Source organism: Billgrantia endophytica (assembly GCF_002879615.1).
GTDB lineage: Bacteria > Pseudomonadota > Gammaproteobacteria > Pseudomonadales > Halomonadaceae > Halomonas > Halomonas endophytica.
Genome location: NZ_PNRF01000023.1, coordinates 1 through 14,673 on the forward strand (window position 1 = coordinate 1; position 14,673 = coordinate 14,673).

Consider the following 14,673-nt stretch of genomic DNA (forward strand, 5'->3'; position numbering starts at 1 on the left):
GGCCTGGCGCTGTTCCTCGGCCTCCTGCTGGCGGCGGGCCTCCTCCTCGGCCTGGCGCTGCTCCTCGGCCTCCTGCTGGCGACGGGCCTCCTCCTCGGCCTGGCGCTGTTCCTCGGCCTCCTGCTGGCGACGGGCCTCCTCCTCGGCCTGGCGCTGTTCCTCGGCCTCCTCCTGGCGACGGGCCTCCTCTTCGGCCTGGCGCTGCTCCTCGGCCTCCTGCTGGCGGCGGGCCTCGGCCGCTTCCTCCTGCTGTCGCTGCCGCTCGGCCTCCTGCTCCTCTCGCAGCCGAGCCTGACGTTCGGCTTCCTCGGCGCGCCGCTCTGCTTCCGCCTCGGCCGTTTCGCGGGCTTCCCGGCGCTCTCGTGCCTCGGCCTCACGAGCGGCCTCCCGCTCCGCCGCCTCCTGCTCGGCCTGGCGGGCGGCTTCCTCTGTGGCCTGCTCTTCCTCGGCACGGGCCTCGGCCTCCTGGGCCTCCTCTTCGGCCTGGCGGGCATCGGCTCTGGAACGTGCCTCCTCGGCACGTTGCGCCTGGTCGGTAGTGGTCTCGGTGCTCACCAGCCTGGCTTGCACGATAGAACTCGTCTGAGGCTCATCGGGTTGACGCTGGGGTAGCGAGATGACACTGAGCACCACCACCAGAACGTGCAGGCCAATAGCGAGAACCGTCGGCAACCCATAGCCGACGGGTCGATCCGGCCGGGAGGCCACGCGCTGGTCATGTCGAGCCATGGCGTTTCCTTTCTCCTCAGTCACGCGACGGTGGTTCGGAGATCAGCCCGACATTGGCCACGCCGGCCACCTGCAGGGTGCTCATCAAGGTCACGACCTGGCCATAGGGCACGCTACGGTCGCCACGCACCATTACCGAAGTGCCGGGACTCCGATCGAGAAGAATGAGAACCCTGTCGGAGAGCTCATCCAGTTCGACCTGCATCTCGTCCCCACCGATGGAGAGGAAGTAGCTGCCGTCGCGGTCGACCGATACCACGATCGGTTCGCTATCTTCCTGGGAGTCGATGGGCTCGGAGGTCACCTGTGGCAGATCGACCTGCACCCCCTGGGACAGCATCGGCGCGGTGATCATGAAGATCACCAGCAGCACCAGCATGACGTCGATGAAGGGCACCACGTTGATTTCGCCCATCGGCTTGCGACGACCACCACGATTGAAAGGTCCATGCATGTTGCGATTCCTTCAGGCGGCACCGGCTTCGCTACGCCCCTGCAGATTGCGATGCAGGATGGAGTGGAACTCTTCGGCGAAGTCCTCGTACTTGCCCAGCAGCCTGCTCGATTCGGCAGAGAGCCGGTTATAGAAGATGACCGCGGGAATGGCGGCGAACAGACCCATGGCCGTCGCAATCAAGGCCTCGGCAATCCACGGAGCCACGGTGGACAGCGTGGCCTGCTGGGTCATCGAGAGGGACTGGAAAGAGCCCATGATGCCCCAGACGGTACCGAACAGGCCGATATAGGGGCTGGCGGACGCCACCGTGGCCAGGAAGACCAGATGCAGGGAAAGACGTTCCTCTTCCCGTGACCAGGCCACGCGCATGCTGCGTTGCACGCCATCGAGAATGGCGTCGGGGCTCCTGGTCTTGGGCATGAGGCGGTTGAACTCGCGAAAGCCGGCTCTGAAGACGTTCTCGGCACCCTGGGTCTCCTGCTCAGAAGGCGTCTCGCGATACAGCTCATTGAGATCGACGCCGGACCAGAAGCGTTCCTCGAACTCCTGGTGGGTGCGGCTGGCCCGGCGCATCACGAACGTGCGTTGGAAAATCACGACCCAGGAGAGAATCGAGCCGATCACCAGGATCAGCATGACCAACTGCACCACGGTGCTGGCGCTCATGATCAGGTGGGGAATGGACATGGAGTCGTTCACGGGCATCCTCGTTGATCTTGCAGTTAACCGTTGAGTACCGCGGCAAGTGCCGGCGGCCATGGCGTGGGCTTGAGGCGGACGGCATCCAGACAGGCGATGTCGACCCTTGCTTCGCACAAGGGTTCCCCGCTTCGTGTCACTGCTTGAGCGAAACTGAGCCGACAGTGCCCCCGGGATTGGATGACGGCGCTGACTTCCAGGGCATCATCGAGCCGGGCAGGCTTGGCATAGCGGCACTCCAGGTTGTGTACCACCAGCTGAATGCCGGCCTCGAACAGCTCACGCTGGGTAATGCCATGGTGGCGAAGCCATTCGCTGCGCGCCCGTTCCATGTACTTCAGGTAATTGACGTAATACACGATACCACCGGCATCGGTGTCTTCAATGTAGACACGCACGGGAAAGCGGTATTCGCTCATGGCCGCACCTCTCCAGAGGTGTCCAGGGCCTGTTCATGGGGCACGAGGCCGAAGTGCTGCCAGGCCTGACGAGTGACGACCCGCCCCCTGGCCGTTCGCATCATCAGGCCCTGCTGGATCAGATAGGGCTCTATGACGTCTTCGATGGTATCGCGCTCTTCGCCGATGGCAGCCGATAGCGAGTCGACGCCAACCGGTCCTCCCTCGAACTTCTCGATCATCGCCAGCAGCAGGCGCCGATCCATATGGTCCAGTCCATGGCTATCCACGTGGAGCATGGTCAGCGCCTGGTCGGCAATGTCGGCATCGATACGGCCATCCGCCCGGACCTCGGCGAAGTCCCGTACTCGGCGCAGCAGGCGGTTGGCGATACGGGGCGTGCCACGAGAGCGACGGGCCACCTCGGACGCCCCTTCCCGGTCGGTTTCCACCCCCAGCAGACGGGCTGAACGGGTCACGATCTCGGTAAGCTCATCGATGGCATAGAATTCCAGGCGCTGGACGATACCGAAGCGGTCGCGTAGGGGCGAGGTGAGCAATCCCGCCCGGGTCGTTGCCCCGACCAGGGTGAAGCGCGGCAGGTCGAGCTTGATGGAGCGTGCAGCCGGCCCCTCGCCAATGACGATATCGAGCTGAAAATCCTCCATGGCGGGATAGAGAATTTCCTCTACCACCGGAGAAAGCCGATGTATCTCGTCAATGAACAACACGTCACCGGGCTGAAGGTTGGTCAGCATGGCGGCCAGATCCCCGGCGCGCTCCAATACCGGCCCCGAAGTGGACTTCAAGCCCACCCCCATTTCTGCCGAAATGATATTGGCCAGCGTCGTCTTGCCCAGCCCGGGAGGGCCGAAGATCAAGGTGTGGTCGAGACTCTCGTCACGCCCACGGGCGGCACTGATGAAGATCCCCAGTTGCTCGCGCACTCTTGCCTGGCCGATATATTCGGCCAGGCGCTTCGGGCGAATCGCATAGTCGACTCGGCTTTCGCCCTCGTGCTCGCCGGCGGCGATCAGTCGATCGTTGTCAATCATGCCAGCCACTCGTGATCATGATGGATCATCCTGCCAGGCGACGGGTCAGTGCCGCCTTGATCATGGCCTCGGTCGACAGCGTTTCATCCACGCCCGAGAGCATCTTCGCGGCTTCCATCGGCTTGTAGCCCAGGCTGACCAGGGCTGCCTCGGCATCGGCCCAGGCGGTCTGCCGGGTGATCGTCGAGCCGGGTACCGTCGCCCCCTCCCCTGGCAACCCCATGCCCAGGGGCTGCTCCCAGTGCGGAAAACGATCGCGCATTTCGATGATCAATCGTTCGGCCGTCTTCTTGCCGACACCGGGCAGGCGAGTCAATGACTTGACGTCGTCATCCATGACACAGCGGATGAAGGCCGCCTCGTCCATGCCGGACAGTATCGCCAAGGCCAGCTTGGGCCCGATGCCATTGACACGGATCAGCGCCCTGAACAGGGCTCGCTCCTGCTCGCGGGCAAAGCCATAGAGCAGGTGTGCGTCGTCGCGCACCGTGAGATGCGTGAACAGGGAAATCTGTTCTCCAAGCCCTGGTAGAGCCACCAAGGTGGTCATGGAGGCTTCCAGTTCATAGCCGACCCCGGCCACGTCCACTACCAGCCAGGGCGGCTGCTTGTCGAGCAGGGTGCCACGCAGGCGTCCGATCATGAGGCTTCGTTATCTCGATCCTGGGTCCGTCAAGGCCCGAAGGCCATCCTGGCGCCACTATACTGGTCGCCCAAGCGGCTGACCAGCCCACCGTCAAACAGCGTTCGAAAATTCATCACGAGCCCCGGCATCGATGGCTCACGGCTTGAAGTCTCGCCAGGAGCCCCCTCTCCGCCGACTGTGGTGGCCACCAAAGCTACCGCTGGTCAACAGCCCCCGGCGAGCATGCGCATGGGTCAGGGCGATCGCCAGGGCATCGGCGGCGTCCGCCTGCGGCGTGCCGTCAAGGCCAAGGATTGCCGTTACCATGTGCTGTACCTGAAGCTTGTCGGCCCCCCCGTTGCCGGTCACGGCCTGCTTGATCTGGCGTGGGCCGTATTCACTGACCGGCAATCCATGATTTGCCGCACAGACAATAGCGGTGCCGCGGGCTTGGCCAAGCTTCAGCGCCGAGTCGGCATTCTTCGACATGAACACCTGCTCGATGGCGAACTCCCCCGGCCGGTGTACCGCGATCAGCTCACTGATGCCGGCATAGATCCGGGCCAGCCGCTGGGCCAGGTCGTCGCCCTGGATTCGGATACAGCCGCTGGCCACATAGCGCGGCGTCGGCGTGGCAACATCCAGCACGCCATAGCCGGTGATGCGCGAGCCGGGGTCAATACCCAGGATCAGCATGCCAGGTCACGACAGGACGATGCGTCGCTGTCACTCCAGTTGCTCGAGGTCGGCATCGCTGAGCTCCGCGTTGTCATAGACGTTCTGTACATCGTCCAGATCCTCGAGCATGTCGATCGGACGAACCACCTTGCTTGCCATGGCGCCGTTGCGATACCGGCGCCCTGGAGCGCCGGTATCAGGGCGGGGCAGTACCCGTCCCTACTCGCCGGCAACCTCTGCCTTGGCTTTCTGGCGCAGGCGGATATTGAGGTCCTTGAGCTGATCGGCCGCCACCTCGCCCGGGGCATCGGTCATCAGACAACCGGCACTCTGGGTCTTCGGGAAGGCGATCACTTCACGAATGGTGCGCGCACCGGCCATCAGCATCACCAGGCGATCGAGACCGAAGGCCAGGCCGCCGTGGGGCGGCGCGCCATACTGCAGCGCGTCGAGCAGGAAGCCGAATTTCTCGCGGGCCTCTTCCTTGCCGATGCCGAGGATCTCGAACACCGTGGTCTGCATGGCCTGGTCGTGAATACGAATGGAGCCACCGCCCAGTTCGGTTCCGTTCAGCACCATGTCGTAAGCCCGGGAGAGCGCCGTCGCCGGGCTGGCCCTGAGCTCTTCGGGGCTGCACGAGGGCGAGGTGAACGGATGGTGAAGCGGGCTCAGGCGTCCGCTGTCGTCGGCCTCGAACATGGGGAAGTCGACGACCCACAGCGGCGCCCACGCCTGGGTATAGAGATCCAGGTCCTCGCCAAGCTTGACCCGCAACGCACCGAGCGCCTCGTTGACGATACGGGCCTTGTCGGCACCGAAGAAGATGATATCGCCATCCTCGGCCCCGAGCCGCTCCAGCAACTCCTCGATCACGTTCTCCATGAACTTGACGATCGGCGACTGCAGTCCCTCCAGGCCCTTGGCGCGCTCGTTGACCTTGATCCAGGCCAACCCCCTGGCGCCATAGATGCCGACGAACTTGGTGTACTCGTCGATCTCCTTGCGCGACAGCCTGGCGCCACCCGGCACCTTGAGTGCCGCGACTCTGCCATCCTCGGCACTGGCCGGGCCGGAAAACACCTTGAAGTCCACCTGGCTCATCAAGTCATCGACGTCGGTGAGTTCCAGCGGAATGCGCAGGTCCGGCTTGTCGGAGCCGAAGCGGTTCATGGCCTCGATCCAGGTCATCCGCGGGAATTCAGGCAACTCGACGGCCAGCACTTCCTGGAAGAGCCGACGGATCATCGTCTCGGTGATCCCCATGATATCGCCCTCTTCCACGAAGGAAGCCTCGATATCGATCTGGGTGAACTCCGGCTGGCGGTCGGCACGCAGGTCCTCGTCCCGGAAGCACTTGGCAATCTGGTAGTAGCGGTCGAAGCCCGCCACCATCAGCAGTTGCTTGAACAGCTGCGGCGACTGCGGCAGGGCGAAGAAGCTGCCTGGATGGGTGCGGCTCGGCACCAGATAGTCGCGGGCACCTTCCGGCGTGGCCCGAGTCAGCACCGGCGTTTCGATATCGAGGAAGCCCTGCCCCTCCAGGAACGCCCGAACATTATGGGAAATGCGCGAACGCAGACGCAGTTTCTCGATCATCTCCGGACGGCGCAGGTCGATATAGCGATGCTTGAGACGAACCTCCTCACCGACCTTGCCATGCTCATCGAGCTGGAACGGTGGTGTGGCCGCGGTATTGAGGACGTCGACTTCCTTGGCCAGCACTTCGATCAGCCCGGTGGGCATGCTGGGGTTCTGGGTACCCTCGGGACGCAGGCGAACGCGGCCGGTAATGCGCAGCACGTACTCGCCACGAGCACGGTCGGCAGTGGCGAAGGCCTCGGCAGTGTCGGGGTCCACCACGACCTGGGCGATGCCATCGCGATCGCGCATGTCGAGGAAGATGACTCCCCCGTGGTCACGGCGGCGGTGTACCCAACCGCACAGGCTGACCGTCTGGTCCACCAGGGTCTCGTTCAGCTGGCCGCAATAATGGCTGCGCATGTCGTATCCTGTTCTCTAGCGTTATCGAAAGGGTTGTTCGCGATTCAAGGCGCGGTGTCAGGCCGCAGCACCATCCTTCGCCGGTGCCTTGCCATCCTTCGCCGGCGCCTTGTCGTCGCCACCGGCACTGCCGGTGTCCCCGGCCAGGTTCTTCTTGCTGCCGGATTTGAAGTCGGTTTCGTACCACCCGCCACCGGCCAGACGGAAGCCCGCCGCGGAGACGAGGCGAGTGAGCTCGGGTGTCTCGCAGGCAGGGCAGTCGGTCAGGGGCGTGGCGCTGATCTTCTGCAATTTTTCCAGGCGATGGCCGCAGGCCTTGCACTGGTATTCATAGATGGGCATGGTTCAATTCACTCCTGAGTCGACAGTGCGCAACCTGCAGCGATATAGGGTCGAGCGACGCGCTTTCCAAGCCTGCCGTGAAAGCCCGATATTATAGCGTGCCTGGCAAGGGCTGTCCCAGTCCTGCCGCGGCGGATCCACAAAAGGAACTCTCTGCATGAAAGCCGTGATACTTGATGCCGCAAGTCTTGGCCCCGACATCGACCTGTCATCGATCCGCACGCAGGTCGACGAACTCGAGGTCCATGAACAGAGCACCACCGAGCAGAGCCGCGGACGGTTGGCCGGTGCCGAGGTTGCCATCGTCAACAAGGTCGTGCTTGACGCCGCGACGCTCGAGGCCCTGCCCTCGCTCCGGTTGATCTGCGTGCTCGCCACCGGCACCAACAACATCGACACGGCCACGGCCGAGCGCCTGGGTATCGCCGTGCGCAACGTCACGGCCTACGGTACGGCCAGTGTGGCCCAGCATACGCTGATGCTGATCCTGGCCCTGGCCAACCGGCTCCCCCTGTACCAGCGGGATGTGGCGGCAGGCCGCTGGAACCGGAGCCCCTTCTTCTGCCTGATGGACCACGGCACGCTGCAACTCGAGGGCAAGCACCTGGTCGTGGTCGGCCAGGGTGAACTCGGCAGCCGCGTCGCCGCCCTGGCGGAGGCCTTCGGCATGCGCGTCAGCTTCGCCGCCAGGCCCGGCAACGAGGCCAACGACAGCCGTCCGGGCGTCGCCGAACTCGCCCCGCGGGCCGATGTCATCAGCCTGCATTGCCCCCTGACGGATGCGACGCGTCACCTGGTCGATGCGAACCTGCTCGCCACCCTCAAGCCAGACGCCCTGCTGGTCAACTGCGCACGCGGCGGGATCATCGATGAACAGGCCGCACTGGCAGCCTTGCGCGAAGGGCGCCTGGGTGGGCTCGGCGTCGATGTCCTGCCGATAGAGCCTCCCCGTGAGGGACACCGGCTTCTCGATGCCCTGGCGGAATCGCTGAATCTGATCGTGACCCCCCACAATGCCTGGATAACACCGGAAGCGCGTCAACGCATCGTGACGCTGACGGCCGACAATCTGCGTCACTGGCAACAGGGCTGACCAGAGGCCATGGCGATGCTCCACAACTTCGGATCGATCAATCTCGACCACTTCTACCGCGTGCCGCATCTGGTGCATCCCGGCGAAACCCTGGCCAGCCGCAGCTATCACGTGGGCTTGGGTGGCAAGGGAGCCAACCAGTCGCTGGCCATGGCGCTTGCCGGCGGGCGGCTCTGCCACTGGGGGCGGCTGGGAAGGCAGGACGCCTGGGCACGGGATCGGCTTGCCCGTGCCGGTGTCGACGTCTCCCACCTCCTGCTGGTTGATGAGCCAAGTGGACATGCCATCATCCAGGTCGATGATCGCGGCGAGAACGCCATCATCCTCTTTCCCGGCGCCAACCATGGTTTCGAACCGCCGGCGCTCGAGGCCCTGCTCGCTTCGGCCAGCCCGGGCGACTGGCTGATGACCCAGAACGAGTGCAACGCCCTCCCCCAGTTGCTGCCGCGGGCGCGCATGAAGGATCTCAACATAGCCTTCAATCCTGCACCCATGTCCGAGGCGGTGATGTCGCTGCCGCTCGACGCCTGCCAACTCCTGTTCGTGAACCGCGGTGAAGCGGCGTGGCTGGTCGGCCTGTCGGAAGCCTCCGACGCCGAGATCCTGTTGACGGCGCTACATCAACGGCTGCCTGATACCGCTACGGTTCTCACGCTGGGTGGTGAGGGCGCCTGGTATCAAGCGGGTGACGTCCGCCACTATCAGCCGGCACTTCCGGTCGAACCCGTCGATACGACGGGTGCCGGCGATACCTTCATTGGCTACTTCATGGCCGCCCAGCAGGAGGGGCAGTCCATCACCGAAAGCCTGGAATTCGCCGCCCATGCGGCTGCGTTGAGCGTCCTGCAACCGGGTGCCGCCGACAGTATTCCGCCTCGTGCTGCCGTTGAACACGCGCTGCACAAGGCCTGACACCAAGGAGAATTCTCGTGTCCCACGCCATCATCTTCGATACGGACCCTGGCGTCGATGACGCCCAGGCCATCGCCATCGCCCTGCGTCATCCCGACATCGAACTGCTGGGGCTGACGACGACCTACGGCAACGTGGATGTCGAGACCGCGACCCACAATGCACTGCTGCTCAGCGAGCTGGCGGGCCGCGAGATACCCGTTGCACAAGGAGCCGCCGGGCCGATGGTCAAGCCGCGTCACGCACCACCCAAACATATCCATGGCGGAAACGGCCTGGGCAATATCCCGCTGCCCGACGTGAAAGGCAAGGCAGACCCTCGAAGCGCCGCCCAGTTCATCGTCGACACGGTGAATGCGCGCCCCGGCGAGGTCACGTTGGTCGCCGTCGGACCGGTCGGCAATCTGGCGGCGGCACTGCAGCTCGCTCCGGACCTTGTCGACAAGGTGAAGCAAGTCGTGGTCATGGGGGGATCGATTCGTGAAGGGGGAAACGTCACCCCGGTTGCCGAGGCCAACATGTTCAACGATCCCGACGCCGCCGCGCGGGTGCTCACCGCTGGCTGGCCGCTGGCTCTGGTCGGACTCGACGTGACGCACCGCTGCGTGCTGACCCCCGCGCACATGGCACGTATCGAAGCGGGCCAGGGAGAGCTGGGCAAGGTGCTGGCGGGCAGCTATGCCTTCTATCGCGATTTCTATCAGGAATTCCTGGGTATCGATGGCTGCTGCCCACACGACAGCTGCGCCCTCGCCTGGCTGTTGCGGCCGGATCTCTTCACGACCGCCCCCGGCCACCTGATGGTGGCAACGGAAGGCGCGGCGGAAGGCCAGACCATCTTCGCTCCCCAGGGGCGCGGCTTCATCGAGCCACGCTGGTCACAGACCCCGATCGTGGAAGCCTGTCTCGAAGTAGACGGTGAAGCCGTGGTGGAGTGGATCACCGATACCCTGGCTTGATCGGTACGATATTTCCTGTCACGTCTATAACGTCACGAAATTGTCCGGGTCCCGGGGTTCGAGTGACTCGAGCTCCACGTGGGTGACCCGGGCATTGGGCGGCCCCTGCCATAGCCATGCCGATATCAGGTTGACCGCCTCGCCATCACCGCATAACAGCACTTCCACACGCCCATCCGGCAGGTTCTTCGCATGCCCCGTGACGCCATGTTGCAGGGCCTGCTCCTGGACCGCTCGACGGTACCAGACACCCTGAACCTTTCCCGCCACCACCGCCTTCACACAGCGCTTGGTCATCTCTGCTTCCTCCATGGGGTGCGTTGCGCGTCTCTCCGCCCCGGGTTCCTGTCGTTAGTGTAATGCTCTAATCTTTGAGGATAGGGATCTGTCACCGCCAAAAGCAACGGCAAGTCCCGGCCAAAGGCCCTGATCGGGCCTGACAACACGCACGACAACAAGCATTCCTCAAGAGGGAGACACGCCATGCAGGTCTTTGATCACCCCGAGTTCGACCATCACCAACAGATCGTCTTCGGCAGCGACGAAGCAAGTGGACTTCGCGCCATCATCGCCATCCACGATACACGTCGCGGGCCGGCACTGGGCGGCCTGCGCATCTTCCCCTACGCCAGCGAAGCCGAGGCGCTTACCGACGTGTTGCGGCTTTCCCGCGGCATGACCTACAAGTCTGCCCTGGCCGACCTGCCACTTGGGGGAGGCAAGGCCGTCATCATCGCCGATCCACGCCGCGACAAGTCCCCCGGCATGCTGCGTGCCATGGGGCGGCTGGTCGATTCTCTCGGCGGACGCTATATCACCGCCGAGGATTCCGGCACCAGTGAAGCTGACATGCGCCATGTCAATGAGGCAACCCGGCACGTCAGTGGCCTGGGGAGAAGCCCCGGCGACTCAGGCGACCCCTCCCCCTGCACCGCTCACGGTGTCTACTGCGCATTGCAGAGCGCCATTCGACACGCCCTGGGTCGGGAAGACATGGAGGGTCTCAGGGTCGCCCTGCAGGGTGTGGGCCATGTGGGCGCGCACCTGGCTCGTCAGCTGCATGCCGCCGGTGCACGGCTGGTACTGACCGATATCGATCGCGATGCACTGGGAATGCTGGCGGAGGAGCTTGGCGCTGCGACGATGCCACCCGAGGAAATCTTCGATGCCGAGGTGGATGTCTTCGCGCCCTGCGCCATGGGGGCGGTGCTGACTTCCGGCGTGGCCCAGAGACTGAAAGCCAGAGTAGTATGCGGTGCCGCCAACAACCAATTGGCCACCCCCGATGTGGCGGACCAGCTCCATGCACGGGGCATCCTCTATACCCCGGACTATGTCGCCAATGCCGGCGGCGTGATAGAGGTCGAGTACCAGCGACACGACGACTATTCCCGTCAGGCCGTCATGGCCCATGTGGAGCGGGTGACTGACACGCTGGATGAAATATTCGAGCGGGCCAGGGCCAGCGGCGACAGCCCTGCCGGCATTGCCGACCAACTGGCGAAGGAACGCCTCGCCAGGTCATGATGGAGTCGGGCGGCGGTTGCCGCCCGACCGCTCTAGCCATCGAGCAACTCTCGCCTGACCACGACCGCACTGTTACGCGGCACGATGGCTTGTCCCTTGGCCAATAAATGGCTTCGAGTAAAGGATGCGCCAAACAGAAGAATAAGTGACGAGTAATACACCCACAGCAGGAGCATGACCAGTGAGCCGGCTGCTCCATAGGTGGAAGCCGTCGCCGTGTAGGCCAGATAGGTGGCAATGGCGCTGCGTCCGACCGCGAACAGCAATGCCGTCACCAGCGCTCCCAGCATCACATCCTTCCAGCCCAGTACCACGTCGGGCAAGACCTTGAAGATGGTAGCGAACAGGGCCGTGATTACCGCCAGCGAAACCAGGAATTCCATCCCCGTCGTCAAGAGCCCGACAAAGGGGACCAGGCCATCGGCCGTCTGGAGCATGGAACGCAGTATCACCCCGAACACCAGGGAGACCAGCAGAATGAAGCCGATGGACAGCACGACGGCAAGTGACAGCAGGCGATTCTGAAGAAACAGCAGCAGGCTGTTCCTGCTCGGCTTGGCGGTCACGCCCCACATGGTGTTGAGTGAAAACTGCATCTGCGCGAAGACGGTCGTGGCGCCTACCAGCAGGGCTCCGACGCCCAGCAGGGTCGGCATCAGACCACTCTCCTCGATACGTGATGCGATCACGGCCTGTTCCACGGCCCTGGCGGCCTCTTCGCCGAGAGTGTCCTGCAACTGGACAAAGATCTGGCCTTGAGCGGCCTCCTCTCCCAGCACGACACCGATGACGGTAACGGCAATGATAACGGTCGGGGCCAGGGAAAAGAGGGTATAGAAGGCAAGGGAGCCGGCGTAACTGAACGCATTGCGCTCGAGCCAGAGTCGAATCGCATCCTGAACCACGTTCCACCAGAACATCAGGAAATCGGTGCGCACGTCATCTCCTTGCCGTTTCGACCATTTCCCCCAGCATACCCGATACCTGCCAGGCCTGCCGGTGGTTCGTTGCAGCCCTGACGAGGGCGTCCCATAATGGGCGCCCCGAACAGCCAGCGAAGGATTCGCCGATGTCCGCCCCAGATCATGATTTCGACTGTCTCGTCTTCATCGGACGCTTCCAGCCCCCACACCTGGGGCACCTGGCCGTGATCAACGAGGCGTTGCGCCATGCTCGCCAGGTCATCGTGCTGGTCGGCTCTGCCTGGCAGGCGCGCTCATTGCGAAACCCCTGGCGCTTCGACGAACGGCAGTCATTGCTTCGGGGCTGCTTCGATGACGAGGAGAATGCCCGGCTGGAAATCGTGCCGCTGCTGGATGCCCTCTATAACGATGACGTGTGGGTGCGCGATGTCCAGCGCAAGGTGCGTGATATCGCGGGCCACCACCATGCCCGACTGCCACGTATCGGGCTGATTGGTGCCAGCCGGGGCCAGTCGAGCTACTACCTTTCTCTGTTCCCCCAATGGGAGTCGATGAGCGTTCCGCTGGTTGAAGGGATCTCGGCCAGCCAGATTCGCGAGCGCCTGTTCCGCTCATCCTCCTCGACGGACGATTATCTGAGTACCGGGGCGACCCACGACCTCCCTCCGGGAGTCTGCCAGGAGTTGCGCAGTTTCTCCGATAGCGAGGCCCATCGCCAGTTGATGGAAGAACAGCAGTTACTCGAGCAGTATCGTCAGGCGTGGGCACACGCGCCCTATCCACCCATCTTCGTAACCGTCAACGGGGTGGTCGTACAGTCCGGTCACGTGCTGCTGGTTCGCCGTACCGCCGCACCAGGCAAGGGGCTGCTGGCACTGCCCGGGGGCTTCATCAACCCCCATGAACGCCTGCTGGATGCCTGCCTACGGGAACTGCGCGAGCGGGTCAGGCTGAAGGTGCCCGAGCCTGTTCTCAAGGGGTCCCTGCGAGGCCAGCGGCTCTTCGATGAGCCTCATCGCAGCTGGCGAGGCCGTACCCTGGCCGAAGCCTTCTACTTTGCCTTGCGCCCGGACCAGCAGCTTCCTCAACTGAAGCCGGTCAAGGGCGGCGACCATGCGCGCTGGGTACCGCTGGCCGAGCTGGAACCAGACAGCCTTTTCGAAGACCACTTCTTCATCATCCAGAACTTTCTCGGCCTGCCCGCGGATTTTGGCGGGGTCTGACGGCACCAATCGCGATGCAAGGCGGCGCTCCTATTCCGCCTGCAGAAAATCCCGGGGCAGCTTCATCATCTGCCGCCATAGCTTCTCCACGCCAGGCTTGTGGACCAGCGAACAGCGGTAGAGGCGGATTTCCAGGGGCACATTCCATTTCTCATCGCCTGCACGCACCAGCCGCCCGCTATTGAGTTCTTCGCGAATGCAGAAATCGGGGATCCAGGCCAGGCCGACGCCTTGCAGGACCATGCCCTTGAGCCCTTCGGCCATGGCCGTCTCGTAAACGGTGCGAAGCCGCAGGCGCAGCGGATCGTTCTTCAGCAGCATGCGAACACTGCGCCCGAGGAAGGCGCCCTGGGTGTAGGAGAGATAGGGTATCTGCTCCTTGTCTTCGAGGCTGAAGCGCGGCTTGCCTGCGGCATCCGGCAAGCTTACCGGCAGCATCTTGACCTGGCCAATCGAGAAGGAGGGAAAGACCTCGGCATCGAGCTGCATGGTGGCGTACTGGTCGTGATAGGCCAGCATCAGATCGCAATTCCCCTCGCGTAGCACATGGATCGCTTCCCCCACGTTCATGGCGACGAGCCGGGTCGGCAGCTCGCCAAGGCCCTCCTGCAGCCGCGAGATCCATTGCGGATAGAAGCTCAGTGCCAGGGAGTGAGCCGCCACGATATCCAGTGCTTCACGCGCCATGGAGACGCCACGCAAATGGCCAAGACACTCATTGAGCTGCTCCACCAGGTTACGAGCGGTGATCAGGAAGAGCTGTCCTTCCGGCGTGAGATTGATCGGTGTGGTGGAACGATCCACCAGAACCACCCCTACCGCCTGTTCCAGCGCACGAATGCGACGGCTGAAGGCCGGCTGAGTGACATGCCGCTGGCGTGCGGAGGCGGAGAAACTACGGGTGCTGGCCAAGGCAACGAAATCTTCCAGCCATTTGGTCTCGAGGTTCACCGCGACTCCCGATGACAGCGTGACAGTAGAGTGAACGGAAGTGCCGATAGCATCACTATCGACAGCGTTGCCGTACCGACAGGCAAGGGCTAATGTACCCT

The 14,673-nt window shown here is 63.6% G+C and carries 17 protein-coding genes and 1 pseudogene; 5 read left to right on the forward strand and 13 right to left on the reverse strand.

What is annotated here, in order from left to right; all coding sequences use genetic code 11:
* The 10 genes and pseudogenes from C1H69_RS11250 to C1H69_RS11295 all read right to left on the reverse strand — a co-directional run.
* Positions 1-729, reverse strand: a pseudogene (locus tag C1H69_RS11250) (cell envelope integrity protein TolA); the annotation flags it as partial.
* A 16-nt stretch (positions 730-745) separates the two neighbouring features.
* Positions 746-1,183 carry a protein TolR gene (gene tolR / locus C1H69_RS11255; RefSeq protein WP_102653506.1) on the reverse strand — a complete coding sequence of 146 codons (438 nt, stop codon included), beginning with the start codon at positions 1,181-1,183 and terminating at the stop codon, positions 746-748.
* Positions 1,184-1,195: 12 nt separating this feature from the next.
* Positions 1,196-1,885, reverse strand: a complete 690-nt coding sequence (tolQ, locus tag C1H69_RS11260; RefSeq protein WP_102653588.1) for a protein TolQ — start codon at positions 1,883-1,885, stop codon at positions 1,196-1,198.
* Between the two features lie 23 nt (positions 1,886-1,908).
* Positions 1,909-2,304, reverse strand: coding sequence for a tol-pal system-associated acyl-CoA thioesterase (ybgC, locus tag C1H69_RS11265; RefSeq protein ID WP_102653507.1), 396 nt, complete (start codon positions 2,302-2,304; stop codon positions 1,909-1,911).
* The gene (ruvB, locus tag C1H69_RS11270) at positions 2,301-3,338 is read right to left on the reverse strand and encodes a Holliday junction branch migration DNA helicase RuvB (RefSeq protein ID WP_102653508.1); all 1,038 of its coding nucleotides are present in this window, start codon (positions 3,336-3,338) and stop codon (positions 2,301-2,303) included. The genes ybgC and ruvB overlap by 4 nt, the downstream gene beginning before the upstream one ends.
* A 25-nt stretch (positions 3,339-3,363) precedes the next feature.
* On the reverse strand, positions 3,364-3,981 hold the full coding sequence (gene ruvA / locus C1H69_RS11275) for a Holliday junction branch migration protein RuvA (RefSeq protein ID WP_102653509.1): 618 nt from the start codon (positions 3,979-3,981) through the stop codon (positions 3,364-3,366).
* A gap of 138 nt (positions 3,982-4,119) precedes the next feature.
* Positions 4,120-4,659, reverse strand: coding sequence for a crossover junction endodeoxyribonuclease RuvC (gene ruvC / locus C1H69_RS11280; protein ID WP_102653510.1), 540 nt, complete (start codon positions 4,657-4,659; stop codon positions 4,120-4,122).
* A gap of 30 nt (positions 4,660-4,689) precedes the next feature.
* The gene (locus tag C1H69_RS24135; protein ID WP_240609913.1) at positions 4,690-4,800 is read right to left on the reverse strand and encodes a YebC/PmpR family DNA-binding transcriptional regulator; all 111 of its coding nucleotides are present in this window, start codon (positions 4,798-4,800) and stop codon (positions 4,690-4,692) included.
* A 60-nt stretch (positions 4,801-4,860) separates the two neighbouring features.
* Positions 4,861-6,642 (reverse strand): aspartate--tRNA ligase, encoded by a 1,782-nt coding sequence (gene aspS / locus C1H69_RS11290; protein ID WP_102653511.1) that lies wholly within the window; start codon positions 6,640-6,642, stop codon positions 4,861-4,863.
* Positions 6,643-6,699: 57 nt separating this feature from the next.
* Positions 6,700-6,984, reverse strand: a complete 285-nt coding sequence (locus C1H69_RS11295; protein ID WP_102653512.1) for an FmdB family zinc ribbon protein — start codon at positions 6,982-6,984, stop codon at positions 6,700-6,702.
* A 157-nt stretch (positions 6,985-7,141) separates the two neighbouring features.
* Here C1H69_RS11295 and C1H69_RS11300 point away from each other — a divergent pair, with 157 nt between their 5' ends.
* From C1H69_RS11300 to C1H69_RS11310, 3 genes are read left to right on the forward strand one after another with little or no spacing between them, the layout of a single operon-like run.
* Positions 7,142-8,077 (forward strand): D-2-hydroxyacid dehydrogenase, encoded by a 936-nt coding sequence (locus tag C1H69_RS11300; protein ID WP_102653513.1) that lies wholly within the window; start codon positions 7,142-7,144, stop codon positions 8,075-8,077.
* Positions 8,078-8,092: 15 nt separating this feature from the next.
* Positions 8,093-8,989 (forward strand): ribokinase, encoded by an 897-nt coding sequence (locus C1H69_RS11305; RefSeq protein ID WP_102653514.1) that lies wholly within the window; start codon positions 8,093-8,095, stop codon positions 8,987-8,989.
* 17 nt (positions 8,990-9,006) lie between these two features.
* Complete coding sequence (locus C1H69_RS11310; RefSeq protein WP_102653515.1) at positions 9,007-9,948, forward strand: nucleoside hydrolase; 942 nt, start codon at positions 9,007-9,009, stop codon at positions 9,946-9,948.
* A 24-nt stretch (positions 9,949-9,972) separates the two neighbouring features.
* Here C1H69_RS11310 and C1H69_RS11315 read toward each other — a convergent pair whose 3' ends face one another.
* The gene (locus C1H69_RS11315) at positions 9,973-10,245 is read right to left on the reverse strand and encodes an acylphosphatase (protein WP_102653589.1); all 273 of its coding nucleotides are present in this window, start codon (positions 10,243-10,245) and stop codon (positions 9,973-9,975) included.
* Between the two features lie 186 nt (positions 10,246-10,431).
* On the opposite strand from C1H69_RS11315, the gene C1H69_RS11320 reads away from it, so the two are divergent.
* Positions 10,432-11,475: a Glu/Leu/Phe/Val family dehydrogenase gene (locus C1H69_RS11320; RefSeq protein ID WP_102653516.1), complete on the forward strand. Its 1,044-nt coding sequence runs from the start codon at positions 10,432-10,434 to the stop codon at positions 11,473-11,475.
* Positions 11,476-11,507: 32 nt separating this feature from the next.
* Here the strand turns inward: C1H69_RS11320 and C1H69_RS11325 are convergent, their stop codons facing one another.
* Positions 11,508-12,395 carry a YihY/virulence factor BrkB family protein gene (locus C1H69_RS11325; protein WP_102653590.1) on the reverse strand — a complete coding sequence of 296 codons (888 nt, stop codon included), beginning with the start codon at positions 12,393-12,395 and terminating at the stop codon, positions 11,508-11,510.
* A gap of 149 nt (positions 12,396-12,544) precedes the next feature.
* On the opposite strand from C1H69_RS11325, the gene C1H69_RS11330 reads away from it, so the two are divergent.
* A complete protein-coding gene (locus tag C1H69_RS11330; RefSeq protein WP_102653517.1) occupies positions 12,545-13,621 on the forward strand; it encodes a bifunctional nicotinamide-nucleotide adenylyltransferase/Nudix hydroxylase in 1,077 nt (358 codons plus the stop codon).
* A 30-nt stretch (positions 13,622-13,651) separates the two neighbouring features.
* Here the strand turns inward: C1H69_RS11330 and C1H69_RS11335 are convergent, their stop codons facing one another.
* Positions 13,652-14,572, reverse strand: a complete 921-nt coding sequence (locus C1H69_RS11335) for a LysR substrate-binding domain-containing protein (protein ID WP_102653518.1) — start codon at positions 14,570-14,572, stop codon at positions 13,652-13,654.
* Positions 14,573-14,673 lie beyond the last annotated feature (101 nt).